20 protein-coding genes are annotated in these 22,459 nt (G+C 62.4%); 13 read left to right on the forward strand and 7 right to left on the reverse strand.

Annotated elements, in window-relative coordinates; all coding sequences use genetic code 11:
* Nucleotides 1-13 precede the first annotated feature (13 nt).
* The gene (locus tag AERO9A_RS00585) at nucleotides 14-895 is read right to left on the reverse strand and encodes a LysR family transcriptional regulator (protein ID WP_159969982.1); all 882 of its coding nucleotides are present in this window, start codon (nucleotides 893-895) and stop codon (nucleotides 14-16) included.
* Nucleotides 896-1,006: 111 nt separating this feature from the next.
* Between AERO9A_RS00585 and AERO9A_RS00590 the strand changes: the two genes are divergently transcribed.
* From AERO9A_RS00590 to fba, 7 genes are all read left to right on the forward strand, one after another.
* Complete coding sequence (locus tag AERO9A_RS00590) at nucleotides 1,007-2,161, forward strand: TDT family transporter (protein ID WP_159970663.1); 1,155 nt, start codon at nucleotides 1,007-1,009, stop codon at nucleotides 2,159-2,161.
* Between the two features lie 108 nt (nucleotides 2,162-2,269).
* Nucleotides 2,270-4,270 (forward strand): transketolase, encoded by a 2,001-nt coding sequence (gene tkt / locus AERO9A_RS00595; RefSeq protein WP_159969983.1) that lies wholly within the window; start codon nucleotides 2,270-2,272, stop codon nucleotides 4,268-4,270.
* Between the two features lie 96 nt (nucleotides 4,271-4,366).
* A complete protein-coding gene (gene epd, locus AERO9A_RS00600) occupies nucleotides 4,367-5,413 on the forward strand; it encodes an erythrose-4-phosphate dehydrogenase (protein ID WP_159969984.1) in 1,047 nt (348 codons plus the stop codon).
* 12 nt (nucleotides 5,414-5,425) lie between these two features.
* Complete coding sequence (locus tag AERO9A_RS00605) at nucleotides 5,426-6,586, forward strand: phosphoglycerate kinase (protein ID WP_159969985.1); 1,161 nt, start codon at nucleotides 5,426-5,428, stop codon at nucleotides 6,584-6,586.
* 101 nt (nucleotides 6,587-6,687) lie between these two features.
* Complete coding sequence (locus AERO9A_RS00610) at nucleotides 6,688-6,873, forward strand: hypothetical protein (RefSeq protein WP_159969986.1); 186 nt, start codon at nucleotides 6,688-6,690, stop codon at nucleotides 6,871-6,873.
* Between the two features lie 12 nt (nucleotides 6,874-6,885).
* Nucleotides 6,886-7,209, forward strand: a complete 324-nt coding sequence (locus tag AERO9A_RS00615; protein ID WP_159969987.1) for an MliC family protein — start codon at nucleotides 6,886-6,888, stop codon at nucleotides 7,207-7,209.
* A 121-nt stretch (nucleotides 7,210-7,330) separates the two neighbouring features.
* Nucleotides 7,331-8,395, forward strand: coding sequence for a class II fructose-bisphosphate aldolase (gene fba / locus AERO9A_RS00620; protein WP_159969988.1), 1,065 nt, complete (start codon nucleotides 7,331-7,333; stop codon nucleotides 8,393-8,395).
* Between the two features lie 83 nt (nucleotides 8,396-8,478).
* Here fba and AERO9A_RS00625 read toward each other — a convergent pair whose 3' ends face one another.
* Nucleotides 8,479-9,165 (reverse strand): polysaccharide lyase family 7 protein, encoded by a 687-nt coding sequence (locus tag AERO9A_RS00625; RefSeq protein ID WP_159969989.1) that lies wholly within the window; start codon nucleotides 9,163-9,165, stop codon nucleotides 8,479-8,481.
* A 328-nt stretch (nucleotides 9,166-9,493) separates the two neighbouring features.
* On the opposite strand from AERO9A_RS00625, the gene AERO9A_RS00630 reads away from it, so the two are divergent.
* Genes AERO9A_RS00630 through AERO9A_RS00640 form a run of 3 tightly spaced genes read left to right on the forward strand, consistent with a single transcriptional unit; the run spans nucleotide 9,494 to nucleotide 11,616 of the window.
* A complete protein-coding gene (locus AERO9A_RS00630; RefSeq protein ID WP_159969990.1) occupies nucleotides 9,494-9,970 on the forward strand; it encodes a hypothetical protein in 477 nt (158 codons plus the stop codon).
* A gap of 13 nt (nucleotides 9,971-9,983) precedes the next feature.
* Nucleotides 9,984-11,084: a PQQ-dependent sugar dehydrogenase gene (locus AERO9A_RS00635; protein ID WP_159969991.1), complete on the forward strand. Its 1,101-nt coding sequence runs from the start codon at nucleotides 9,984-9,986 to the stop codon at nucleotides 11,082-11,084.
* Nucleotides 11,085-11,115: 31 nt separating this feature from the next.
* A complete protein-coding gene (locus AERO9A_RS00640; protein WP_178111093.1) occupies nucleotides 11,116-11,616 on the forward strand; it encodes a YgjP-like metallopeptidase domain-containing protein in 501 nt (166 codons plus the stop codon).
* 205 nt (nucleotides 11,617-11,821) lie between these two features.
* Here the strand turns inward: AERO9A_RS00640 and AERO9A_RS00645 are convergent, their stop codons facing one another.
* The 3 genes from AERO9A_RS00645 to yccS all read right to left on the reverse strand — a co-directional run bounded on the left by AERO9A_RS00645 (nucleotide 11,822) and on the right by yccS (nucleotide 16,457).
* Nucleotides 11,822-12,304 (reverse strand): GreA/GreB family elongation factor, encoded by a 483-nt coding sequence (locus tag AERO9A_RS00645; protein WP_159969993.1) that lies wholly within the window; start codon nucleotides 12,302-12,304, stop codon nucleotides 11,822-11,824.
* A 29-nt stretch (nucleotides 12,305-12,333) separates the two neighbouring features.
* Nucleotides 12,334-14,157: a diguanylate cyclase gene (locus AERO9A_RS00650; protein WP_159969994.1), complete on the reverse strand. Its 1,824-nt coding sequence runs from the start codon at nucleotides 14,155-14,157 to the stop codon at nucleotides 12,334-12,336.
* 107 nt (nucleotides 14,158-14,264) lie between these two features.
* Nucleotides 14,265-16,457 carry a YccS family putative transporter gene (yccS, locus tag AERO9A_RS00655; RefSeq protein WP_159969995.1) on the reverse strand — a complete coding sequence of 731 codons (2,193 nt, stop codon included), beginning with the start codon at nucleotides 16,455-16,457 and terminating at the stop codon, nucleotides 14,265-14,267.
* 973 nt (nucleotides 16,458-17,430) lie between these two features.
* Here yccS and AERO9A_RS00660 point away from each other — a divergent pair.
* Nucleotides 17,431-18,165, forward strand: coding sequence for a glutathione S-transferase family protein (locus tag AERO9A_RS00660; protein ID WP_256665811.1), 735 nt, complete (start codon nucleotides 17,431-17,433; stop codon nucleotides 18,163-18,165).
* Nucleotides 18,166-18,179: 14 nt separating this feature from the next.
* Nucleotides 18,180-18,869: a glutathione S-transferase N-terminal domain-containing protein gene (locus AERO9A_RS00665; protein ID WP_159969996.1), complete on the forward strand. Its 690-nt coding sequence runs from the start codon at nucleotides 18,180-18,182 to the stop codon at nucleotides 18,867-18,869.
* 231 nt (nucleotides 18,870-19,100) lie between these two features.
* Here AERO9A_RS00665 and AERO9A_RS00670 read toward each other — a convergent pair whose 3' ends face one another.
* Nucleotides 19,101-20,285, reverse strand: a complete 1,185-nt coding sequence (locus AERO9A_RS00670) for an NAD(P)/FAD-dependent oxidoreductase (RefSeq protein WP_159969997.1) — start codon at nucleotides 20,283-20,285, stop codon at nucleotides 19,101-19,103.
* Between the two features lie 177 nt (nucleotides 20,286-20,462).
* On the opposite strand from AERO9A_RS00670, the gene AERO9A_RS00675 reads away from it, so the two are divergent.
* Nucleotides 20,463-21,200, forward strand: coding sequence for an ABC transporter substrate-binding protein (locus AERO9A_RS00675; protein WP_159969998.1), 738 nt, complete (start codon nucleotides 20,463-20,465; stop codon nucleotides 21,198-21,200).
* Here the strand turns inward: AERO9A_RS00675 and AERO9A_RS00680 are convergent, their stop codons facing one another.
* The gene (locus tag AERO9A_RS00680; protein ID WP_159969999.1) at nucleotides 21,201-22,436 is read right to left on the reverse strand and encodes a diguanylate cyclase domain-containing protein; all 1,236 of its coding nucleotides are present in this window, start codon (nucleotides 22,434-22,436) and stop codon (nucleotides 21,201-21,203) included.
* Nucleotides 22,437-22,459 lie beyond the last annotated feature (23 nt).

Here is a 22,459-nt window from a genome sequence, read left to right on the forward strand (position 1 = left end):
ATTGGCCTTTGCGTCAGTCCGGCGTTTCGCTCAGCGCCAGAAACGCCGCTGGCGCCGGGCTCAGGCTGGCGCCCTGACGCCAGAGTGCGTGCAGCTCGCGTTCGATCTGCAGGTCCGACACGGGGAGGTGATGCAGTTCGCCGCTGGCCAGTTCGCGTTCGACGACGCGCTGTGACAGCCAGGCGATGCCCTGGCCGTCGGCGAGCAGGCGCTTGAGGGCTTCGGTGCTGCCAATGGCCATCTGCGCCTGTGCTTGCAGGCCGTGCGCGCGGTAGGCCTGCTCGATGCTGCTGCGCGCGCCCGAGCCGGGTTCGCGCATGTACAAGGGGTAGGCGAGCAGGCGTTCCGCGCTGAGGCTGTCGAGGCGGGCCAGCGGATGCGTCGGGGCCACCACCGGCAGCAGCGCGTCGCGAGCCAGCAGGCGGTGCCCGTAGGCCTCGCGATCGAACGATCCCTCGACGAAGCCCAGGCTGATGTGTCCTTCGTTTAGCTGCCGTGTCACTGCGTCGGTGTTGCTGACCTCCACGCTGACGAAGATATGCGGGTGGGCGTGGCGGAAACGGCGGATCAGCGGTGGCAACAGGTATGAGCCCAGGGTAGCGCTGGCGCCTATGTGCAGTTCGCCCTGTTCCACCTGGGCGAAGTCGCGCAGGTCGCGCTCGGCGGCGCGTTCCAGGGTGAAGATGCGCTGCGCGTAGTCGAGCAGGCGCTGGCCGCCTTCGGTCAGTCGTACGCCTCTGGGCTGGCGGTCAAACAGGCGCAGGTCGAGGCTGGCTTCGAGGTCGCGGATTTCTCGCGTCACGGCGGGCTGGCTGATATGCAGGCGCTCAGCGCCGGCGCTGATGCTGCCTGCCTCGGCGACGGCGAGAAAGACTTTGAGGTGGTGAAGGTTCATGACGGCCTTGCATAAATAGAAAGCATGCTTCTGATGCTGAATATGTATTTTTAATATGGTAAGGCGCTTTTTAAGCTGGCGGCGTCATTCATGTCACGGGATCACCCGACCATGCAGCGCCCGTTCAGCCGTCTGCCCGAGCCACTGGCTTTTATTCGTCACTTCACGCCCAACTGGTTTGCCATGACCATGGGCACCGGGGTGCTGGCGTTGGTGATGGCTCATGTGTCAGGGCAGGTTCCGGGCTTGTTGTGGCTGGCGGAGGGGGTGTGGCTGTTCGATGTGTTGCTGTTCGCCCTGTTCAGTCTGCTGTTGCTGCTGCGCTTGGTGCTGTTTCGCGACACCTTGTGGCCGATGCTGCTGCATCCGGTGCAGTCGATGTTTCTTGGTGCAATCCCTATGGGGTTGGCGGTGTTGATCAAGGGCTTGCTGCTGTTTGGCGTGCCGCGTTGGGGTGAGGCGGTTTACGCGGTGGCGCATGTGTTGTGGTGGCTGGATGCCGCTTTGGCGCTGCTCGCGGCGATGCTGGTGCCGTATCTGATGTTCACCCGCCAGCAGCATGCGCTGGAGAAGCTTACGGCGGTCTGGTTGCTGCCTATCGTCGCGCCGGAGGTGGCGGCCAGTACGGCTGGCGCGTTGGCGCCACATCTGCCTGCGGAGGCGGCGCGGCAGGTACTGGTGACCGGCTTCGTGCTGTGGGGGGTGTCGCTTTCTCTGGCCTTCTCGCTAATCACGCTGGTACTGCTGCGCTTGGCGCTGCACAAGTTGCCGGATACCGACTTTGCCGCCACCAGTTGGCTGCCGCTGGGGCCGCTGGCTACCGGTTGCCTTGGTTTGCTGAGCATGGGCCAGGCAGCGCCGCTGGCTTTTGCTGCTACCCCCTTGGCCAGTGCGGCTGAGCTGGCCCGCGATATGGGGTTGATCGGCGGTCTGGCGCTATGGGGCGCGGGGCTTTGGTGGCTGGTGATCGCCAGCCTGTTCACCCGGCACTATATGCGCGGCAGCATGCCGTTCAATTTGGGTTGGTGGGGCTTCACCTTTCCGTTGGGGGTGTTCACCTTGGCCACCTTCGAGTTGCAGAGCCTGACTGGGCTGTGGTTGTTCGAGCTGATGGGTGTGGCCCTGGCGGTGCAACTGCTTGCGGTCTGGCTGCTGGTGTTCAGTCGAACCCTGGTTGGGTTCTGGAATGGCGAGCTGTTTCGGGCGCCCTGTTTGAGTGGGTCGGGTAGTCCGGCGCTGAGTGTGTTGAGTGCGTGCGCCGACTGATTTGCCATCTACGACTATCTGTCATTGCTCCATAGGCCTGGCTGGGCGAAAATAGCCGCCTTTTTTCGCCCCCTTCACTTGTGAAGCAGCCCCGTAGGAGATTCAGCGATGCCCAGCCGTCGTGAGCGAGCCAATGCCATTCGTGCCCTCAGCATGGATGCCGTGCAGAAAGCCAACAGCGGCCACCCCGGTGCCCCCATGGGCATGGCGGACATCGCCGAAGTGCTGTGGCGCGATTTTCTCAAGCACAACCCGCAGAACCCGAACTTCGCCGATCGTGACCGCTTCGTGCTGTCCAACGGCCATGGTTCGATGCTGATTTACTCGCTGCTGCACCTGACCGGCTACGACCTGTCGATCGACGATCTGAAAAATTTCCGTCAACTGCACAGCAAAACGCCGGGCCACCCGGAGTACGGCTACACGCCAGGTGTGGAAACCACCACCGGCCCGCTCGGTCAGGGCATCGCCAATGCCGTCGGTTTCGCCATCGCCGAGAAGGTGCTGGGCGCGCAGTTCAACCGTGACGGCCACACCATCGTCGACCACAACACCTACGTGTTTCTCGGCGATGGCTGCATGATGGAAGGCATTTCCCATGAGGTCTGCTCGCTGGCCGGTACTCTCGGCCTGGGCAAACTGGTTGCCTTCTACGACGACAACGGCATCTCCATCGACGGTGAAGTCGAAGGCTGGTTCACCGACGACACGCCCAAGCGCTTCGAAGCCTACGGCTGGCAGGTGATCCGCAATGTCGACGGCCATGACGCCGAAGAAATCAAAATGGCCATCGAGACCGCGCGCAAGAGCACGGATCAGCCAACCCTGATCTGCTGCAAGACCACCATCGGTTTCGGTTCGCCGAACAAGGGCGGTAAGGAAGAGTGCCACGGCGCGCCGCTGGGCAATGACGAGATCGCCCTGACTCGCGCCGCCCTGGGCTGGAACCATGGCCCGTTCGAAATTCCTGCCGAGATCTACGCCGAGTGGGACGCCAAGGCCGCCGGTGCTGCCGCCGAAGCCGCCTGGAACGACAAGTTCGCTGCCTACGCCGCTGCCTTCCCCGAACTGGCTGCCGAGTTCAAGCGCCGCATCGCCGGTGAGCTGCCGGCCGACTTCGCCGAGAAGGCCGCCGCCTACGTGCGTGAAGTGGCCGAGAAGGGCGAAACCATCGCCAGCCGCAAAGCCAGCCAGAATGCGCTGAACGCCTTTGGCCCGCTGCTGCCGGAATTCCTCGGCGGCTCGGCTGACCTGGCCGGCTCCAACCTGACTCTGTGGAAGGGCTGCAAGGGCGTATCTGCCGAAGACGCCTCCGGCAACTACATGTTCTACGGTGTGCGCGAGTTCGGCATGAGTGCGATCATGAACGGCGTGGCCCTGCACGGCGGCTTCGTGCCCTACGGCGCGACTTTCCTGATCTTCATGGAATACGCGCGCAACGCCGTGCGTATGTCCGCGTTGATGAAGAAGCGCGTGCTGTACGTGTTCACCCATGACTCCATCGGCCTCGGTGAAGACGGCCCGACCCACCAGCCCATCGAGCAACTGGCCAGCCTGCGTGGCACGCCGAACCTCGACACCTGGCGTCCGGCCGATGCGGTGGAGTCCGCCGTGGCCTGGAAACACGCCATCGAGCGCGCCGACGGCCCGAGCGCCCTGGTGTTCAGTCGTCAGAACCTGCCGCACCAGGCGCGTGACGCCCAGCAGCTTAGCGATATTGAACGTGGCGGTTACGTGCTCAAGGACAGCGCCGGTGAGCCCGAGCTGATCCTGATTGCCACGGGTTCTGAAGTCGGCCTGGCCGTGGCTGCCTACGACAAACTGACCGCCGCCGGCCGTAAGGTGCGCGTGGTGTCGATGCCGTCGACCAGCGTGTTCGATCAACAGGACGCTGCCTACAAGCAGTCCGTATTGCCGGTGGAAATCGGTGCGCGTATCGCCATCGAAGCCGCCCATGCCGACTTCTGGTACAAGTACGTCGGCCTGGAAGGGCGCATCATCGGCATGACCACCTTCGGTGAGTCGGCTCCGGCTGCTGCGCTGTTCGAAGAGTTCGGCTTCACCGTCGACAACATCGTCGGCACCGCCGAAGAACTGCTCGACGCCTGAGTGACGCTGTAGGGCGGGTGAGGCTTTTCTCACCCGCCGTTCCGCTGACGGTGGATCGGTAAAGCGCGATCCACCCTACGTTCTCCGAGACCTTCGATGTCACGACGCCCCTATCGCGTTGCCCTCAACGGCTACGGCCGCATTGGCCGTTGCGTGCTGCGTGCCTTGCACGAACGCGGCGCAGGGGCGCGTCTGGAAATCGTCGCGCTCAATGATCTGGCGGATCAGGCCAGCATCGAATACCTCACCCGCTTCGACTCCACTCACGGGCGCTTTCCCGGCGAAGTGAAAGTCGACGGTGATTGCCTTCATATTAACGGCGGCTGCGTGAAGGTGCTGCGCCAGGCCGAGCCCGAGTCTATCGACTGGGCGGCGCTGAATATCGACCTGCTGCTGGAGTGCTCCGGGCAGTACACCACGCGCGCCGATGCCGAGCGTTTCATCGCTGCCGGTGCACCACGCGTGCTGCTGTCGCAGCCGATGGCCAGCGAGGCGGATATCGACGCCACCATTGTCTACGGCGTCAATCAGGATTGCCTGAGCGGTGCCGAACGCCTGGTGTCGAATGCGTCATGTACCACCAACTGCGGCGTGCCGCTGTTGAAACTTCTCGACGAGGTGGTGGGTCTGGAGTACGTCTCCATTACCACCATCCACTCGGCGATGAACGACCAGCCTGTAATCGACGCTTACCACCACGAAGACCTGCGCCGCACGCGCTCGGCCTTTCAGTCGGTGATTCCGGTATCCACCGGCCTGGCTCGCGGTATCGAGCGCCTGTTGCCGGAACTGGCCGGGCGCATCCAGGCCAAGGCTATCCGGGTGCCGACGGTAAACGTCTCCTGTCTCGATATCACCCTGCAGACCGCGCGTGATACCTCGGCTGCCGAGATCAATCAGGTGTTGCGCCAGGCGGCTGCCAGCGGCCCACTCAAGGGGTTGCTGGCCTACACTGAGCTGCCGCACGCCAGTTGCGACTTCAACCACGACCCGCACTCGGCCATCGTCGACGGCAGCCAGACCCGCGTGTCCGGCCCGCGCCTGGTCAACCTGCTGGCCTGGTTCGACAACGAATGGGGCTTCGCCAATCGTATGCTCGACGTGGCCGAACACTTTTTACTCAAAGCCAATCCAGCCCCTTGAAGGACTGAATCTATGACCGTTTTGAAGATGACCGACCTCGACCTCGCCGGTAAGCGCGTGTTGATCCGCGAAGACCTCAACGTCCCGGTGAAGGACGGTGTGGTCAAGAGCGACGCACGTATCCTCGCCGCGCTGCCGACCATCAAGCTGGCGCTGGAAAAAGGCGCTGCCGTGCTGGTCTGCTCGCATCTGGGTCGTCCGGAAGAGGGCATCTACAGCGAGCAAGACAGCCTGGCCCCGGTCGCTGCTTACCTGAGCAAGGCGCTGGGTCGCGAAGTGCCGCTGGTCAAGGATTACCTGGGCGGCGTCGAAGTCGCTGCTGGTGAACTGGTGCTGCTGGAGAACGTGCGCTTCAACAAGGGCGAGAAGAAGAACACCGACGAGCTGGCGCAGCAGTACGCAGGGCTGTGCGATGTGTTCGTCATGGACGCTTTCGGCACTGCGCATCGCGCTCAGGGTTCGACCCATGGCGTGGCCAAGTTCGCCAAGGTTGCTTGCGCCGGCCCGCTGCTGGCGGCCGAGCTGGACGCCCTGGGCAAGGCGCTGGATAAGCCCAATCGGCCGATGGCGGCCATCGTTGCTGGCTCCAAGGTGTCGACCAAGCTCGACGTGCTCAACTCCCTGGCCGAGATTTGCGACTCGCTGATCGTCGGTGGCGGTATCGCCAATACCTTCCTGGCCGCTGCTGGCCTGCCGGTGGGCAAGTCGCTGTATGAAGCCGATCTGGTCGACACCGCCAAGGCCATCGCGGCCAAGGTCGCCGTGCCGCTGCCGGTGGACGTGGTAGTGGCCAAGGCGTTTGCCGAGGACGCCGAAGCCACTGTCAAGGCCGTCGCTGACGTGGCCGAAGACGACATGATCCTCGACATCGGCCCGCAAACCGCCGCGCAATTCGCCGAAATGCTCAAGGCCTCGCAGACCATTCTGTGGAACGGCCCGGTGGGCGTGTTCGAGTTCGATCAGTTCGGCAATGGCACCAAGGCGCTGGCTCTGGCCATCGCCGAAAGCCCGGCGTTCTCCATCGCTGGCGGTGGCGACACCCTGGCGGCCATCGATAAATACGGTGTGGCGGAGAAAATCTCCTACATTTCCACCGGTGGCGGCGCGTTCCTCGAATTTGTCGAAGGCAAGGTACTGCCGGCGGTCGAGGTGCTGGAGCAGCGCGCCAAGTGACGGCTATGAGGCGAAGGATGTGCCGTCCTTTGCCTGCGCATTAAACCCTGGCGTGATCGAGTGGTCTGTTGAGACTGAACCCTCGAACAAGGAGTCATGTCATGGGCAAGCTAGCTGCGTTGGGATGTATCGCGCTGGTGCTTACCGGCTGCGCCGGTGGTGGTCACGAATCGGCCTGCGAGGTGCTCAGCCCCGCGACGATCGAGGTGCCGACCACGCAGAACGACCAGAGTATCGAGCAAAACAGCGGCCAGCCGTTGGGTGAGCCGGTAGAGCAGCGTTGCTGACGAGGGTGCAAGATGATCGTAAGACTGGCGGGCATGACCGCCATGGCGCTGTTGTTGGGCGCTTGTAGCCAGCAACAGACAGCGCCTGAACAGTGGACGCATTGGGTCTGTGACAGTAAAGCCGAGGTGCTCTGGCGCCAGGCCGATGGCAAGGGTGAACAGGTGGATATACGCCTGGGCAGTGATGATGTCGTTCACCGCCTAACCCTGGAGCCGGCTGGTTCTGGTGCGTTGTACAGCGACGGTAACCTGTCCTTTCATACCCAGGGTGATGAAGGGCTGGTGTACTGGACGGCCACCGATGATCTGATTGGTCGTGGCTGCAAGGCACCGTAATACCCTCGGCGATGCCGAGATATGAGTCGAGGGCATAGCTCTCGGCCAGACGAAACTTGAACAACGCCTGCCCCTGCGGCAGGCTTGCACATTAAACAACCCATATCGGGAGCTTCAAAAGATGGCACTTATCAGCATGCGCCAGATGCTCGACCACGCCGCCGAATTCGGCTACGGCGTGCCGGCCTTCAACGTCAACAACCTTGAGCAGATGCGCGCCATCATGGAAGCCGCCGACAAGACCGATTCGCCGGTCATCGTCCAAGCCTCCGCAGGTGCCCGCAAATACGCCGGTGCGCCTTTCCTGCGTCACCTGATTCTGGCGGCCATCGAAGAATTCCCGCATATCCCGGTGTGCATGCACCAGGACCACGGCACCAGCCCTGACGTCTGCCAGCGCTCCATCCAACTGGGTTTTTCCTCGGTGATGATGGACGGCTCGCTGAAAGAAGACGGCAAGACCCCGGCCGACTACGACTACAACGTCCGCGTGACCCAGCAGACCGTGGCTTTCGCTCACGCCTGCGGCGTGTCCGTGGAAGGTGAGCTGGGTTGCCTGGGCAGCCTGGAAACCGGCATGGCTGGTGAGGAAGACGGCGTCGGCGCCGAAGGCGTGCTCGATCACAGCCAACTGCTGACCGACCCGGAAGAAGCCGCTGCTTTCGTCAAGGCCACTCAGGTCGATGCCCTGGCCATCGCCATCGGCACCAGCCACGGCGCCTACAAGTTCACCAAGCCGCCAACCGGCGACGTGCTGTCGATCCAGCGCATCAAGGAAATTCACGCGCGCATCCCCAACACTCACCTGGTGATGCACGGCTCCTCCTCCGTTCCGCAGGAATGGCTGAAGGTGATCAACGAGTTCGGCGGCGACATCAAGGAAACCTACGGTGTGCCGGTCGAGGAAATCGTCGAAGGTATCAAGCACGGCGTGCGCAAGGTCAACATCGACACCGATCTGCGTCTGGCTTCCACCGGCGCGATCCGCCGCATGATGGCCGAGCACCCGAGCGAGTTCGACCCGCGCAAGTTTTTCGCCAAAACCATCGTGGCCATGCGTGACATCTGCATCGCCCGCTATGAAGCCTTCGGCACCGCCGGCAATGCCTCGAAGATCAAGCCGATCTCCCTGGAAGGCATGTACCAGCGTTACGCCAGCGGCGAGCTGAACGCCAAGGTCAACTGATCCGTGGCGGGCTCAAGGCCCGCAACGCTCAGCCGAGAGCCGCGACTGCGCAAGCGTCGCGGCTTTTTCATGCCTGCTCTTCGTTATTTGGGCGCGCTGCTGACCAGGGCGCGGTGCTCGATGCTCAACTGATCGAAACGTGCAGCGCCGGCTTCGGTCTCGTAACCGGTGTTGTCCTGGGTGTAAACGCCGGCCTTGAAGTACAGCAACTGGCTCGCCCAGGACGGGTCTATCTGCGTGCTCCACTGGGTATTGTTGAGCCCGATTGCCAGGGTGCCGTCTGGCTTCAGGTTGAGCATGTAGCGGAAGGCCTGATCCAGTTTGATGCCTTGGGCGATGGTCAGCACCTCGATCTCGGAATCCGGCGTCATGCGCAGCTTGGCGACGATATTGCCGTCGGCGGTCTTGGTCTTGTACTGGTACTCCAGTTTGAGCAAGGGCGTCGAGACTTTGTAGGCGTGGATCTGGCCAATGACGATTTTGCCGGTGGAAGGCACCTGGCTGACGCTCAGCGTTGCATTGAGGTAGTTGTCAGCCTGCGTGTAGAGCCAATTGTGCACGCTGCCGTTGGCGTAAGTTTCGCGCAGCTCGCTACGCGGGTACTTGGCGTTCTCGGTGGTGGTGCCGTTGACCGGTGACCAGAAGAAGATGGCGCCATCTTTGGATTGGAAATAGTAATCCTGGTAACCGCCAGCCAGCACTGGGGTGTCGATGGTCGTGGCGGGAACACCGACTGGAATGCTGAGGTTCCATATGGCGAGATCAATCATGTTCAAAGCTCCTGAGGTTCGCAAACTTCAGTCGGGGCCCATCTCGTCCAGGAGTCAGTAACGGCTACTTGGCGTTCCAGCGGGTGGCGCTCGATCTAGAAGGTGGCAGGACTGCCCGCCATGAGCGATCAATACGCCCGTGGCGCGCTCTATAACGGCGCGTTTGGTGAGTGCATGAGACCGCTCGTCGACTTCTTGGCGTCAATATAAAGTCTATTCATGGCGCCTGGTTTGCAAGGGCTCAGGTAAAACCCTGTAAAACACCTGAGGCGTGGCACTTGATGGCCTACGCCATAATCCGTGCACTGCCGTCCCGGAACAGCCGTTCATGTCTAACCTGCCGCGCTTGCTGCTTGCCTTCATCACCGCTGTGTTGCTGGTCAGCAGCTTTGCTTCGATCTTTCAGACACAGAGCAATCTTGCTGCCCTGCAAGCACTGGGTGTGCCCGTACCGCTTGATGTTCGGTTGAGCACCATGGGGCTGGATCTGCTTGGGTTTGCGCCGACCTTCGCGCTGCTGGCTGGCGCCGGTTTCGCTGTGGCCATGCCGCTGGCGCTCTGGTTGTCGGCACGTCTGCGGCCTTGGCGTTGGTTGATCTTCCCGCTCGCGGGTGCTGCTGCGATCTGGTTGGCGCTGGCCGTCGCCAATGCCCTGGCGCCTATGCCGACGCTGATCGCCGCCGACCGCGAGCTTCTGGGGACTCTGGCGTTAATGGCTTGTGGTAGTGTCGGGGCACTGCTCTTCGCGCAACTTGCGCGGCGGTTGCGCTACAAGGCGCAGAAAAACCTCCCTGACTCGATGTGACAAGGTTGTCGCCATGCTGAAAACCCTTCCTACCTTGCTGGGCGCTGCGTTGCTGTTCAGTGTCTCGGTGCAGGCCAATGATTACCTGATCGAAACCTTGACCGAGGGCCTGGAGCACCCTTGGTCGCTGGCTTTTCTGCCGGATGGGCGCATGCTGGTGACCGAGCGCGTCGGACGCCTGCGTTTGATCGAGGCCGATGGTCGGTTGGTCGAAGACCCGGTTGCCGGGCTGCCGGAGGCTTTCATCGCCGCTCAGGCCGGTTTGATGGAGGTGGCGCTCGACCCGGATTACCCGGATACCCGCTGGCTGTACCTGAGCTATGCCCATGGTGATGTCGAGGCCAACAACACCCGACTGATCCGTGCGCGACTGGTGGGGGGCGAACTGCGTGACGTCGAAGTGTTGTTTACCGCTCAGCCGCTCAAGGCTGGCGCTGCGCATTATGGCGGGCGCATTGCCTTTCTCGCGGACAAAACCCTGGTGCTGACCCTGGGCGATGGTTTCGACTGGCGCGAGCAGGCGCAGAACCCGGCCAATCACCTAGGCAAGATCGTGCGCCTTAACCGTGATGGCAGCGTGCCGCAGGACAACCCGCTGCTGGCGCAGCAGGGCGCTGCCGCAGAAATCTACAGCCTGGGCCACCGCAACGTGCAGGGCATCGTCTTCGATGCCGAGAGTGGCCGACTGTATAGCCATGAGCATGGCCCGCGCGGCGGTGATGAGTTGAACCTGATCCAGGCCGGGCAGAACTACGGCTGGCCATTGGCGACCTTCGGTGTTGACTACACCGGTGCGCTGGTCAGCCCTTACACCCAATTGCCAGGCCTGATCTCGCCGTTGCTGCACTGGACGCCCTCGGTTGCGCCCTCAAGCCTGACGCAGTATCGCGGCACGCTATTCCCTGATTGGCAGGGGGACCTGTTCGCCGCCACCTTGGCTGAGCGTAGCGTGCGGCGTATCCGTCTGCACGACGGCATGCTGGCGGGCGAGGAAGTGTTATTCGAGGAATTGGGTGAGCGTATCCGCGATGTGCGCAGCGGGCCGGACGGCGCGCTCTATCTGCTCACCGACAATGCTGAGGGGCGCCTGCTGCGGGTCGTGCCGAGCGACTGAGGCGCGTTACACTGCACGCTCCTTCCTTCGCATTGGGCATGTACCGGTGAAATACCTCCAGGGCTATCCGGTGGCCATCCAGCAGCAGGTGCGCCAGTTGATTGCCGATGATCGTCTGGGCGGCTACCTGGCTCAGCGTTATCCCGGCCGCCATGACGTGCAGAGCGACAAGGCGCTGTACGGTTATGTCATGGCCCTCAAGCACGAGCACCTGAAGAACGCACCGGCCGTCGATAAGGTGCTCTACGACAATCGACTCGACCTCACTCACCGCGCCCTCGGTCTGCACACGGCTATCTCACGGGTGCAGGGCGGCAAGCTCAAGGCGAAGAAGGAAATTCGCGTGGCGTCGCTGTTTCGCGATGCCGCGCCGGTTTTTCTGCAGATGATCGTGGTGCATGAACTGGCGCACCTGAAGGAGTCCGAGCACAACAAGGCCTTCTACAAACTCTGCGAGCACATGTTGCCTGGCTATGCGCAGATCGAGTTCGATCTGCGCATGTATCTGACCTGGCGCGAGATGAGTGCTTAGAGCCTGTTCATGATCTTTCAGCTCAGTTTCGTCGTTTTTTCATCTGATTGGTGAAAGCGGCCGTTCGCGATCTTGTTGGAGGGACTTTAGCCGCGAGCTCTTTGCCCCCCAATAAAGCTCGGGGCTGAAGCCCCTCCCAGGTGTTCACCGACCGCTTTTGCTTTGTAGTTGCCGCTTTAGGCGCATAAAGGTCGTGAACAGGTTCTTAGAGCACCTCGACCACTTCGAAATGCTGCTGGCGGCCCGCCAGATGCAGGCTGATTTCATCGCCTGGCTGTTTGCCCAGTAGCAGCCGACCGAGTGGCGCGGCGCTGCCGATGACCTGAACGGTCTGCTCGCCGATGTGTAGTTTCATGCTGGCGCCGGGTGGGCCGAGCAGCAGCCACTGCGGCCTGCCTTCGGCATCGAGTAACTGGATCAGTGCGCCGAGAGCGATGCCTTGCGCGGTATCGAATGGCCGTGGGCGCAACTGGCGCCAGGTGATCAGTGTCTGGCGCAGTTCCTCGACACGGCGTGCCTGACCGCTGGCCAGGTAGGCTGCCTCCAGGCCGAGGGTGTCGTATTTGTTCTCGGCGATGTTTTCTTCGTGGGTCGCTGTTTCGTGGGCGCTGAGCGCTGCCTGATGCGCTTGGTCGAGGTCGGCTTGCAGATGAGCCAGCACCTGCTGCTGTAGCTGGGTCTTGTCCATGGTCGGAGTCGCGAGCGGCAAAGCCGCGTTTATCCCAGGCCGCTGCCCGGCTGTCCAGGCCCTTGAGTGGGTGCATTGGCCAGGCATATGCGATTACGACCTTCGGCCTTGGCCTGATACATGGCTGCATCGGCGCGGCGGATCAGGCTGGTGACATCGTCGGCGCGATGGCTCATGGCGATGCCGATGCTGGCGCCGACACGCACGCTGCGGCTCTCGATGTACATGGGTGTATCCAGGCCTTCGAGTAGGCGTTTGGCCAGTTGCAGGGCATCTGCGGCTGATGGCAGGTGTTCGCAAATGGCGACGAACTCGTCACCGCCCAGGCGTGCCGGTAGATCCATCTCGCGCAGGTACTGGCGTAGGCGTTGCGCCACCTGTGCCAGTACCAGGTCGCCGAAGGCATGGCCGTATTGATCGTTGATGGACTTGAAGCCGTCGAGGTCGATCAGCATGACAGCCACGGGGGCGTGACTGCGCAGGCCGCGTTTGAGGGCCTGATCGAGTTGCTGCTGCAGGGCGTTGCGATTGGCCAGGCCGGTCAGCGGATCTTCCAGCGCCAGTTGGCGCAGGCGCTGGTTGGCTTGTTCGAGGGCCTCGGTGCGCTCGGTAACGCGTTTTTCCAGGGTGCGCTCGCTGTCTTGCAGGGCGGCCTCGCGCTGGCGCTTGTGGGCATTGAAGCGTGCGGCGAGGGCGAAGGACAACAGGATCATCTCCAGGCCTGAGCCGATCTGCATGGCGTAGAGGGTGAAGAAGTTCGACGGAACCAGAGCGAAGTTGCGCAGCGCCAGGGCCACGGCGCCGCTCAGTAGCAGCAGCCAGGCCAGCGCGAACAGGCGTGCACCGGGCACGCGGTAGCCTATGCAAACGAAGCTGGTGATTAGCAGCATTAGGGTCACGATCAGGCCAGTGGCGGACATCGTCTGCAGGGCGCGTTGTACCGGTAGCAGCAGCGTTGCCACTACTGCCAGGGCACTGGCCAGGCACAGCACCTGCAGCACGCGATCCCAGCGTGGCAGCCATTGACGGGTACCCAGAAAACTGCGGGCGAACACGGCTGAGAGCAGTGCGGCCATGGTCAGGCTGACAGGCAACATGCGGTTGCTCCAAGGCGCGGCCTGTGGCCATAGGTACTGGGCGCCGAGGCCATTGAGCGAGAGCACGGCCAGGGCGAAGGCGACCATGAACAGCACGTAGTTGAGGAAGGGGCGCTCGCGCAGGGCCAGGAACAGCAGCAGGTTGTACAAGCCGAGGGCAATCAGCACGCCGCAGTAGATGGCGTGCGCCAGGTAGCCGTTCTGGCTGTGCTGTTCGAAATCTCGCTCCGACATCAGCATGCCACTGAGGGTCATGCTGCCGAGCGAGTCCGCGCGCAGGTACAGGGTGCGCTGCTCACCCGGTTGCAGCACGATTTCGAACACTGGATAGCGATGGCCAATGGCGCGTTCGGCGTAAGGCACGGTGTCGCCGCTGCGTGACTCGCGCACGCCATCGGCGCCGATGTCGTAGAGGCGCACTTCATCCAGCGAGGCGTAGTTCAGTTCCAGTCGCCAGTGCAGCAGTCGTTCGGCGTTGGACTGCAGGTTCAGGCGTAGCCAGACCACGCCGGAGATATAGCCGAAGCTCAGATCGCGCCGCGTGTTGGCCGGGGTGAAGGCGGCATCGGCGGCGCGAACCTGATCCAGACTCAGGCTGGCATTGGCGTCGAGTAGAAAGTCTGCTGTTTCGTACAGATCTTGCGCCGTGCTGGTGTCGTTCAGGAGGGTGGTGGCCCAGGCATTGGGCAGCAGCAGATACAGCAGTAGAAGCAGCCAGGGAGTTGAGGTGCGTGTGTGGCGGCGGGCGACAAGCATCGGGTGGCCCCGAATTATCGGTGTTTTCCGCATACTGGCAGAAAGCTGCCGCATGTCGCTAGTGTGTGGCGAAAAAACAGGAAGTGTCAGCTAAATGGCGTCATCTTTCAGGTTTTCGTAGGCTCCGCCGTGTGACTTTGCTTGTGCAGATGCGCGCCGAGCGTACGCAGGGGGGCGAGCTGTCGGCTGATCAGTGCCAGTTGCGTTTGCACCAGACGTTGGCGCTCATCGGCATCCTCGGCAATTTGCTCCAGGTCCAAGGCAAGTTGCTGTTCGCTGTCGCTATGGATGGCCAGTGGTTGCTTGTCGAGCAGCCCCGCGGCGATTTCGTCGAGGCTGTCGGCAATGCGTTCGGCGTGCTCCAGCAGGCGCGCCTGTTCGGTTTCGGGCAGACGTTCGCCACGGTGAGCGCCAAGTGCCGAGAGGTAGCTGAGCAGGGTGTGCGACAACACCAGGAAGCGAAAGCCCAGGTCGGCGTCCTTACGGAAGTGCCCAGGTTCCATCAGCATGTTGCCGAGCGTGGTGGACAGCGCGGCATCGGCGTTGTGTGCGTTGCGTCGGGCCAGGCGGTAGCCGAGGTCGTCGCGCTTGCCTTGGGTGTATTGGGTGATGATCTGGCGCAGGTAGGCGCTGTTGCAGCTCAGGGTGCTGGCGAGCATGCGCCCCAGGCGTCGGCCCTGCCAGTCCGGCAGGATCAGGAACACTGCCAGGCCGGCGATCAGGCTGCCGAGCAGGGTATCGACCAGGCGCGGGACGAACAGGCTGTAGCTATTGCCGACCTGATTGAAGCAGAACAGCACCAGTAGGGTGATGGCGGCTGTGGCCAAGGTGTAACGGGTGGCGCGGGTGGTGAAGAAAACCACCCCGGCGATCACGGCAAACAGCGCCTGTACGCGCGGGTCAGGGAACAGATCGAACAGCGCCCAGCCCAGTGCCAGACCGAGCACGGTGCCGACGACTCGTTGCACCAGCTTGATACGGGTGGCGCCGTAGTTGGGTTGGCAGACGAACAGGGTGGTGAGCAGGATCCAGTAGCCTTGCGCCGGGTGGATCAGGTGCAGCAGGCCATAACCGGCAGCCAGGGCGATGGACAGGCGCAGGGCGTGGCGGAACAGCAGCGAGGTCGGAGTGAGCTGCTGGCCAATGCGCTCGACCATTTCACGTAACGAGTGTGGCTCGCGGTCGAGCAGGCTGCTGTCCTGCTCCTCGGCCAGGGCATCGGGGTTGCTGGCCTTGCTCAGAAGCTGATCGAGCGTGGCCAGATTGCCGGCCAGCGCGCCGAGCGAGCGCAGCAGGCGACGCCAAGCCGGGTTGCTCTGCAGGTGCAGATGATCAAGCGAGGCGTGCAGGTCTTCCAGAGCTTGGCTGCACAGCTCGCGGTATTCGAATGGCTGGCGCAGCTCGATGGCTCCGGCCAGGCGCTCGCAGGCCTCGCCATGCAGACGCAGCAGGCGCTGGCAGCGAAACAGCACGTCGCTGTGGAAGAACGCCTCGGCCAGTTCGTTGTACGGGTAGTGCGAGGAGCTGGCGCGCTCGTGGATGTCCTGAGCGAGGAAGTACAGCTTGAGGTAACGGCTGACCTTGGGGCCGGGGCGACCGTTGCCGACCCGATGCAAGATGATCTCCTTGGCCGCGTTTAGCGCCGACACCACCCGCCCGTTCTGCTGCGCTAGGGCTAGGCGACGAGGCTCTACATCAAGCTGACGCAGCGGCTCGAACAGCGCCGCCTTGAGTTTGAGGTACTTGCCTAGCTCGCGGAACAGACGGGCCAGCGCCAGTTGCACCGGCTGGTGGGCGAACAGGCCATGCCAGATCACCGAGAGCAAACCATACCAGGCGGCGCCGGCCACCAGCAGCAGGGGCTCCAGCCATAGCCCGGCGACGCCGCCGCGCTGCTCGACGCCGATCATGCTGTACACGGCCAGGATCAGCGTGCCCGAACCGAGGGTGGCAAAGCGCTCGCCCAGGGCGCCGAGCATGGTCAGGGAAAAGGCCGAAAGCGCCAGGGCAATGACGAACAGCCAGGGGTAGGGGAAGAGTGCTTCCACCGCATAGGCGGCGGCGCTGAAGCACAGCAGCGTCACCAGCACGCTGCCCAGGCGGCCCTGCCAACTATCGTCGGTTTCGGTCAGGGCGCAGGCGATGACGCCGAGGAACAGCGGGATCAGGCCATGCGTCCAGTCCTGCCACCAGCACAACGCCAAGGCCCCGGCCAGGGCGATGAACACCCGCAGGCCGCTGCTGAACTTGTCCAGCGCCCAGAGGCGGCGAAGGGATTGGCGAAGGCTGGGGCGGGGCATACTAGGCCTTGTCTGAAACGATGCGAGCAGACTACCCGAGTCGGGCGCCTCTAAGAACTACCTGCGTTGCCATTGCTGCGTTTAAAACAGGTTCAAATAGAGGCTCTTGATACCGGACTGGCAAGTTTGTGAGTTGGCTTGTTGGCTGTTCTGGACGCCGCTGCTGTGTGTTCAGCAATTCCGGGTTTCGCCCCCTCGGGCGACTCACTTTTCTTTGAGCTGCGCAAAGAAAAGTAAGCAAAAGAAACGCACCCCCGCCATCCGGGTCTCGCTGCGCTCGACTTCCCTCACTCCGGCACCGCTCCGGGGTCGGCGTACATGGGCCATCCTTGGCCCATTACGCCTCTCGCGGCATCCATGCCGCTCGCCCCCTGCGCAATGCCTACGTTCGGCCTCCTGAAGGGGGACTTAGCGCGCCTGAACGAACGGGAACTTCAGGGTCTGCGCGGCGTGCTCTGGTAGCTGTGGAGTCGCGATTGGGTTGTCGAGTTAAACCAATAGTTTCATTAGCCGGCATCCCGGTCAGCCCGAAGGCTGACATATGTACAAGCACTCCACGCTTATTCTGGTTTACCTAGGTTTCAGGCGCGTGCAGAGCCCGTCCAGGAGGGCGAACGGAATCGTCGTGGAAGAGGTCGAGCGACATGGATGTCGCGAGAGCCGCGATGGGCCATGGATGGCCCACCGCGGCGGGCCTCTGGAACGGCGATGGAGTGAGCGAACCCTCGCGCAGCGAGGGCCGGATGAAAGGGCGGAGGTTTTGGTTACTTTGCCCGCAAAGTGACTCGCCCGGGAGGGCGAAACCAGAAACATCAGCCAAAACGCGGCAATTCGGAACAAGCACCCATAAAAACGACAACCGTATTGCCAGTCCGGTATCAAGACTCCGAGCGTTTGACTCACCGCGTTCGCTCTTCGTGGCAGCCTTGTCGAGGTGGTGATAGCGTCGCCGGTTGCACGATCAGTCCGCGATATGTTCTTTGCCAACGAAGAACCGTTCGTTCTGAACATCGAGGAGAAGACCATGCTAGAGCTGTATGAACTGTGCGGTGCCGACCGTGAGTTGCTGTTTTCCCCCTATTGCTGGCGGGTGCGCCTGGCCCTGGCGCACAAGGGATTGGATTTTCACAGCCACCCGATGCGCTTCGGTGAGAAGCAATTGATCGCGTTTTCCGGGCAGAAACTGGTGCCGGTGCTGGTCGACGACGGCCAGGCGGTACACGACAGCGTCGCCATCTTCGCCCACCTTGATGCGCGTTATCCGCAGCGGCCGCTGCTGGGTGAGGGCGCTGCTGCCGAACGCGCACGGCTGGTCGAACGTCTGAGTTTCCATGCGCTGCGTATGCCGCTGCTCAAGCTTCTGCTGTTGCGCGTCTATCAGGTTTGCGCCGAGCAAGACCGCGACTACTTTCGCAGCAGCCGTGAGCAGGCCTTTGGTATGCGCCTGGAGGACTTCGTCGACCCACCGGGCGGCGAGCAGCAATTGCGTCAAGCATTGGCGCCTCTGGAGGCCTGGCTCGGCGACAAGCCTTATCTGGAGGGCGATGCAGCGGGTGCCTGCGATTATCTGGTGGCTGGCATGCTGTTCTGGGCCTGGTGCCTGGGTGTGCAGCCCTGGGCCGAGGAATCGGCCGTTGGCGCCTGGTTCACGCGCATCCGCCAGGCTTATGAGCGCGACCACGGCCCGATCAAACGGGCCTCATTCTGAGCACGGGAGGCAATATGATCGACCTGTACTACTGGACCACGCCGAATGGCCACAAGGTCAGCATCTTTCTTGAGGAGGCGGGGCTGGATTACCGCATTTGCCCGGTGCATATCGGCAAGGGCGAGCAGTTCACCCCCGAGTTCCTCAAGATTGCGCCGAATAACCGTATTCCGGCCATCGTCGATCAGGCGCCTGTCGACGGCGGCGAGCCCATCGCCCTCTTCGAGTCTGGTGCCATCCTCGAATACTTGGCCGACAAGTGCGGGCAGTTCCTGCCGCGCGAGACACGGGCGCGCTTCGACGTGCTGCAGTGGCTGTATTGGCAGATGGCTGGCGTCGGGCCGATGGCCGGGCAGAACCACCACTTCGTGCGTTACGCTCCCGAGCCGATTCCCTATGCCATCGACCGCTACGTGCGCGAGACGGCGCGCCTGTACGGCGTGCTCGACCGGCAATTGGCCGGGCGCGACTACGTGGCGGGTGATTACTCCATCGCCGACATGGCCATCTATCCCTGGGCCAAACTGTGGGAGCTGCAGCGGCAGACGATCGAGGACTTCCCCAATATGGCTGCCTGGCTCGAACGCATCGCCGCGCGGCCTGCGGTGCAGCGTGCCTATGCCCTGGCGGAGAAGGTCAACGAAGACCCGCAGGCGCTGCTCAGCGCCGAGGCGCGTCGGCTGTTGTTCGGGCAGGGAAGTTAGAGCCTGTTCATGATTTTTAAGCTAATTTCTATCCGTTTTATCTGCAAAATCTTGCAATTTATGATGAGGCGGTGGGCTGAAGCCCACCCTACAGTTGCTCGGACCCGTAGGGTGGGCTTCAGCCCACCAATTTCGTTACACAGCGCAGAAAGATCGTGAACAGGCTCTTAGCGGCTGTTGAAAAAACGAGGCGAGGCGTAATGGCAACGCAGGTCGTTTTTCAACGGTCTGTTAGACGTACTGGGCGGCGGCATAACCCGACGCCCAGGCCCACTGGAAGTTGAAGCCGCCCAGGTGGCCGGTGACGTCCAGTACCTCACCAATGAAGTACAGTCCTGGCGCCTTGAGTGATTCCAGGGTCTTGGACGACACCTCGTCGGTGTTCACGCCGCCCAGGGTGACCTCGGCGGTGCGATAGCCCTCGGTGCCGGCCGGCACCAGTTGCCAGTCGGACAGCTTCTCGGCAATCGCCTTGAGCTCGGTCGATGTGTACTGCTTCAGCGGCTTGTTGCTGAACCAGGCATCGACCAGCAGCGTCGCCATCTTCTTGGTGAACAGCTCGGCCAGCAACGTCTTCAGCTCGCTGTTGCCGCGTTCGCGTTGCTGCGTGGCCAGCCACTCGGGCAGGTCGATATGTGGCAGCAGGTCGATGTGCACGGTATCGCCTGGCTGCCAGTAGGAGGAAATCTGCAGGATCGCCGGGCCGGACAGGCCGCGGTGGGTGAACAGGATGTTCTCGACGAAACTCTGGCCATTGCAGCTCACCCGGCAGTCCTCCACCGACGTGCCGGACAGCTCCGTGCACAGCGCCTTGAGCTGTGGATCGGTAAGGGTGAAGGGCACCAGGCCGGCGCGGGTCGGCAGCACCTCATGGCCGAACTGCTTGGCCACCTGATAGCCGAAGCCGGTGGCGCCTAGGGTTGGGATCGACAGCCCGCCGCTGGCGATCACCAGCGACTGGCAGGCGATCTCGCCGATATCGCTGTACAGATGAAAGCCGCCTGCAGTTTTCTCGATGCTCTGCGCCGCCGTGTTCAGACGGATCTCGGCGCCGGCGTCGCTGCACTCGGCCAGCAGCAGTTCGAGGATGTCGCTGGACTTGTTATCGCAGAACAGTTGGCCGAGCTTCTTCTCGTGATAAGGCACGCCGTGCTTGGCCACCAGGCCGATGAAGTCCCACTGGGTGAAGCGTGCCAGCGCTGACTTGCAGAAGTGCGGGTTACCCGAGAGAAAGTTGCTCGGCTCGCAATACAGATTGGTGAAATTGCAGCGCCCGCCGCCGGACATGAGGATCTTCTTGCCGGCCTTGTTGGCGTGATCGAGCACCAGTACGCGTCGCCCGCGCGCCGCCGCCGTGGCGGCGCACATCAGGCCCGCAGCCCCAGCGCCGATGATCAGTACATCGGTTTGCAACACGTGATATCCCCAAGCGACGCGTCGGCCCAACTGCCGCGCGACGTGAGCGCGCATCTTACCTGAAGCCGCGTCGAGGCGATCGGCCGCAGTTGTTTGTGTGTTGCCTCATGACTTATGGCACGGGCCCTGCTATTAGTTAAAGGCCAAGCCAGGCTGCTGATGGATCAGACTTGAACAATGCCTTATGTACGCGCGTGGTTCTTGCTCCTGCTGCTGTCTCCCTCAATAGGAGCGGCAGAGTTATTGCGCCTGGTTGCCGACCCTTGGCCGCCGTTCAATGACCACAGATTGCCCAACAATGGTCTGGCCAGTGATCTGGTGCAGCAGGCTCTGAGTCGCGCCGGTTATCGTACGGAGTATGTCGAGGTGCCTTGGGAACGGGCTGTGCTCAGCCTGCGACGTGGCGAACAGGATGTGCTGATCAATGCCTGGTATAGCCGTGAGCGCACCTATTTTGGTCACTTCTCGCAACCTTATTTGATCAACCGTATTCGCTTCCTGCAGCGCAAGGGCGCCGGTATCGTTTTCGATCGGATCGCCGATCTGTACCCGCATAGCATCGCGGTGGTGCGTGGTTACGCGTATACGTCAGCGTTCGATCACGACGCGCGCCTGCAGCGTGTCGGTGTGAACAGTTTCGAGATCGCCGCGCGTATGCTGCATGCCGGGCGCGTGCAGCTCGCGTTGGAGGATGAGCTGGTGGCACGCTATCAATTGGGGCGCGAGCTGGCGCCGTTACGTGACGAGCTGGAGTTCTTGCCCAAGCCGTTGAGCGAGAACGGTCTGCGCATTCTGGTGCGCCTGAGTCATCCGCATCATCAGGAAATCGCTCAACGCTTCGATGAGGCGATAAAGGCCATGCAGGCCGATGGCAGCTACAACGAGACCATGCGCCGCCATGGCATGGCGAACTGATCAGGCCAGTACCGTGCGTGCTCGACCGCTCTGCTTGGCTTGGTACAGGCGCTGGTCGGCCTCATGCAGCAGGCTTTCCAGGTCTTCTGCTTCACCCCGGTAAATGCCGGCGCTGAACGACAGGGGCGGTGCGCCGTTGGCGTAGTACAGCGTGGCGCAGCGCTGGCGAAGGCTGTCGATGGTGGCACCGAGGTCGCTGGCATCCAGGTGACTGAGCAGGGCAAATTCCTCGCCACCCAGGCGCCCGATTAGCGCGTCGGGGAAGGCGCTGGCGAAGGCTTTGGCGAACACCACCAGGGCGCTGTCACCGCTGGCATGACCAAAGCCGTCGTTGATGTGTTTGAAGTGGTCGATGTCGAGCATGGCCACGCTCAGATGCTGACCACTTTGTTGTGCCTGCTGGATCAGGCGCAAGCCGCGCTCGTAGAAGGAGCGGCGGTTGCGCAGGCCGGTGAGGGCATCGTATTCCGCGGCTTTTTTCAGTGCTTGCAGCAGGTCGCGGCGTTCCAGCGTTGACATCACCCGGCAGTTGAGTTCTTCCGGGCAGAACGGTTTTCGCAGGAAATCATCGGCGCCGTGCTTGATGAACTGAGCGCTGAGCGAGCCTTTGGGGTCGGCCGAGACTCCGATGATGATAAGTTCGTTGAGCTTGAGCTTCTGGCGCAGCAGCTTGACCAGATCGAAGCCGCTGACGCCGGGCATGGAGTGATCGAGGATCAGCAGGTCGATGTCCGGCTGTTCAGCGAGTAGGCGCAGGGTTTCCTTGCCGTCGGTGGCCTCGATGATCTTGTAGTGGTGCGGCTCGATAATGTGGCGGATATAGCGCCGCTGGGCATTGGAGTCGTCGGCGATGAGAATTTTGATCTGGCTGTTGTGATCCAGGCGATGCAGCAGGCGGAAGGCGTACTCGTAGGAATGTTGGCTTTCCTTGAGCACGTAGTCGACCACACCCTTCATCAGCAGCTCGTCGCGGCGCTGCTCGTTGTAGCTGCCGCTGAGCACGATGCAGGGCAGGCGATAGCGCATCACCAGATCGACGCTTTCGCCATCGGGGGCATCGGGTAGGTGCAGGTCGACGATGGCGGCGAAGAACAGCCCCGCGGAGGTTTCCAGCATAACTTCCGCTTCGGCCAGCGAGGCGCAGAACACCGGCTCCAGATCCGGTTCCTGACGGAATAGGTGGGCCAGGATCTTCAGCACCATTGGGCTGTCCTCGATGACCAGGATATTACGCATGGAACGACTCCGACCTCTGTGGC

The sequence above is a fragment of the Pseudomonas sp. 8Z genome, from assembly GCF_902506535.1.
Lineage (GTDB): Bacteria > Pseudomonadota > Gammaproteobacteria > Pseudomonadales > Pseudomonadaceae > Aquipseudomonas.

Bases quoted from the DNA above. Each gene is read 5' to 3' on its own strand.
- AERO9A_RS00635 (WP_159969991.1), top strand. From the start codon at position 9,984: ATGCTGAAAACCCTTCCTACCTTGCTGGGCGCTGCGTTGCTGTTCAGT.
- AERO9A_RS00650 (WP_159969994.1), bottom strand. From the start codon at position 14,157: ATGCTTGTCGCCCGCCGCCACACACGCACCTCAACTCCCTGGCTGCTT.
- AERO9A_RS00660 (WP_256665811.1), top strand. From the start codon at position 17,431: ATGTTCTTTGCCAACGAAGAACCGTTCGTTCTGAACATCGAGGAGAAG.
- AERO9A_RS00645 (WP_159969993.1), bottom strand. From the start codon at position 12,304: ATGGACAAGACCCAGCTACAGCAGCAGGTGCTGGCTCATCTGCAAGCC.
- AERO9A_RS00630 (WP_159969990.1), top strand. From the start codon at position 9,494: ATGTCTAACCTGCCGCGCTTGCTGCTTGCCTTCATCACCGCTGTGTTG.
- AERO9A_RS00590 (WP_159970663.1), top strand. From the start codon at position 1,007: ATGCAGCGCCCGTTCAGCCGTCTGCCCGAGCCACTGGCTTTTATTCGT.
- tkt (WP_159969983.1), top strand. From the start codon at position 2,270: ATGCCCAGCCGTCGTGAGCGAGCCAATGCCATTCGTGCCCTCAGCATG.
- AERO9A_RS00610 (WP_159969986.1), top strand. From the start codon at position 6,688: ATGGGCAAGCTAGCTGCGTTGGGATGTATCGCGCTGGTGCTTACCGGC.
- AERO9A_RS00605 (WP_159969985.1), top strand. From the start codon at position 5,426: ATGACCGTTTTGAAGATGACCGACCTCGACCTCGCCGGTAAGCGCGTG.
- AERO9A_RS00615 (WP_159969987.1), top strand. From the start codon at position 6,886: ATGATCGTAAGACTGGCGGGCATGACCGCCATGGCGCTGTTGTTGGGC.
- AERO9A_RS00585 (WP_159969982.1), bottom strand. From the start codon at position 895: ATGAACCTTCACCACCTCAAAGTCTTTCTCGCCGTCGCCGAGGCAGGC.
- epd (WP_159969984.1), top strand. From the start codon at position 4,367: ATGTCACGACGCCCCTATCGCGTTGCCCTCAACGGCTACGGCCGCATT.
- AERO9A_RS00680 (WP_159969999.1), bottom strand. From the start codon at position 22,436: ATGCGTAATATCCTGGTCATCGAGGACAGCCCAATGGTGCTGAAGATC.
- AERO9A_RS00665 (WP_159969996.1), top strand. From the start codon at position 18,180: ATGATCGACCTGTACTACTGGACCACGCCGAATGGCCACAAGGTCAGC.
- fba (WP_159969988.1), top strand. From the start codon at position 7,331: ATGGCACTTATCAGCATGCGCCAGATGCTCGACCACGCCGCCGAATTC.
- yccS (WP_159969995.1), bottom strand. From the start codon at position 16,457: ATGCCCCGCCCCAGCCTTCGCCAATCCCTTCGCCGCCTCTGGGCGCTG.
- AERO9A_RS00675 (WP_159969998.1), top strand. From the start codon at position 20,463: ATGCCTTATGTACGCGCGTGGTTCTTGCTCCTGCTGCTGTCTCCCTCA.
- AERO9A_RS00625 (WP_159969989.1), bottom strand. From the start codon at position 9,165: ATGATTGATCTCGCCATATGGAACCTCAGCATTCCAGTCGGTGTTCCC.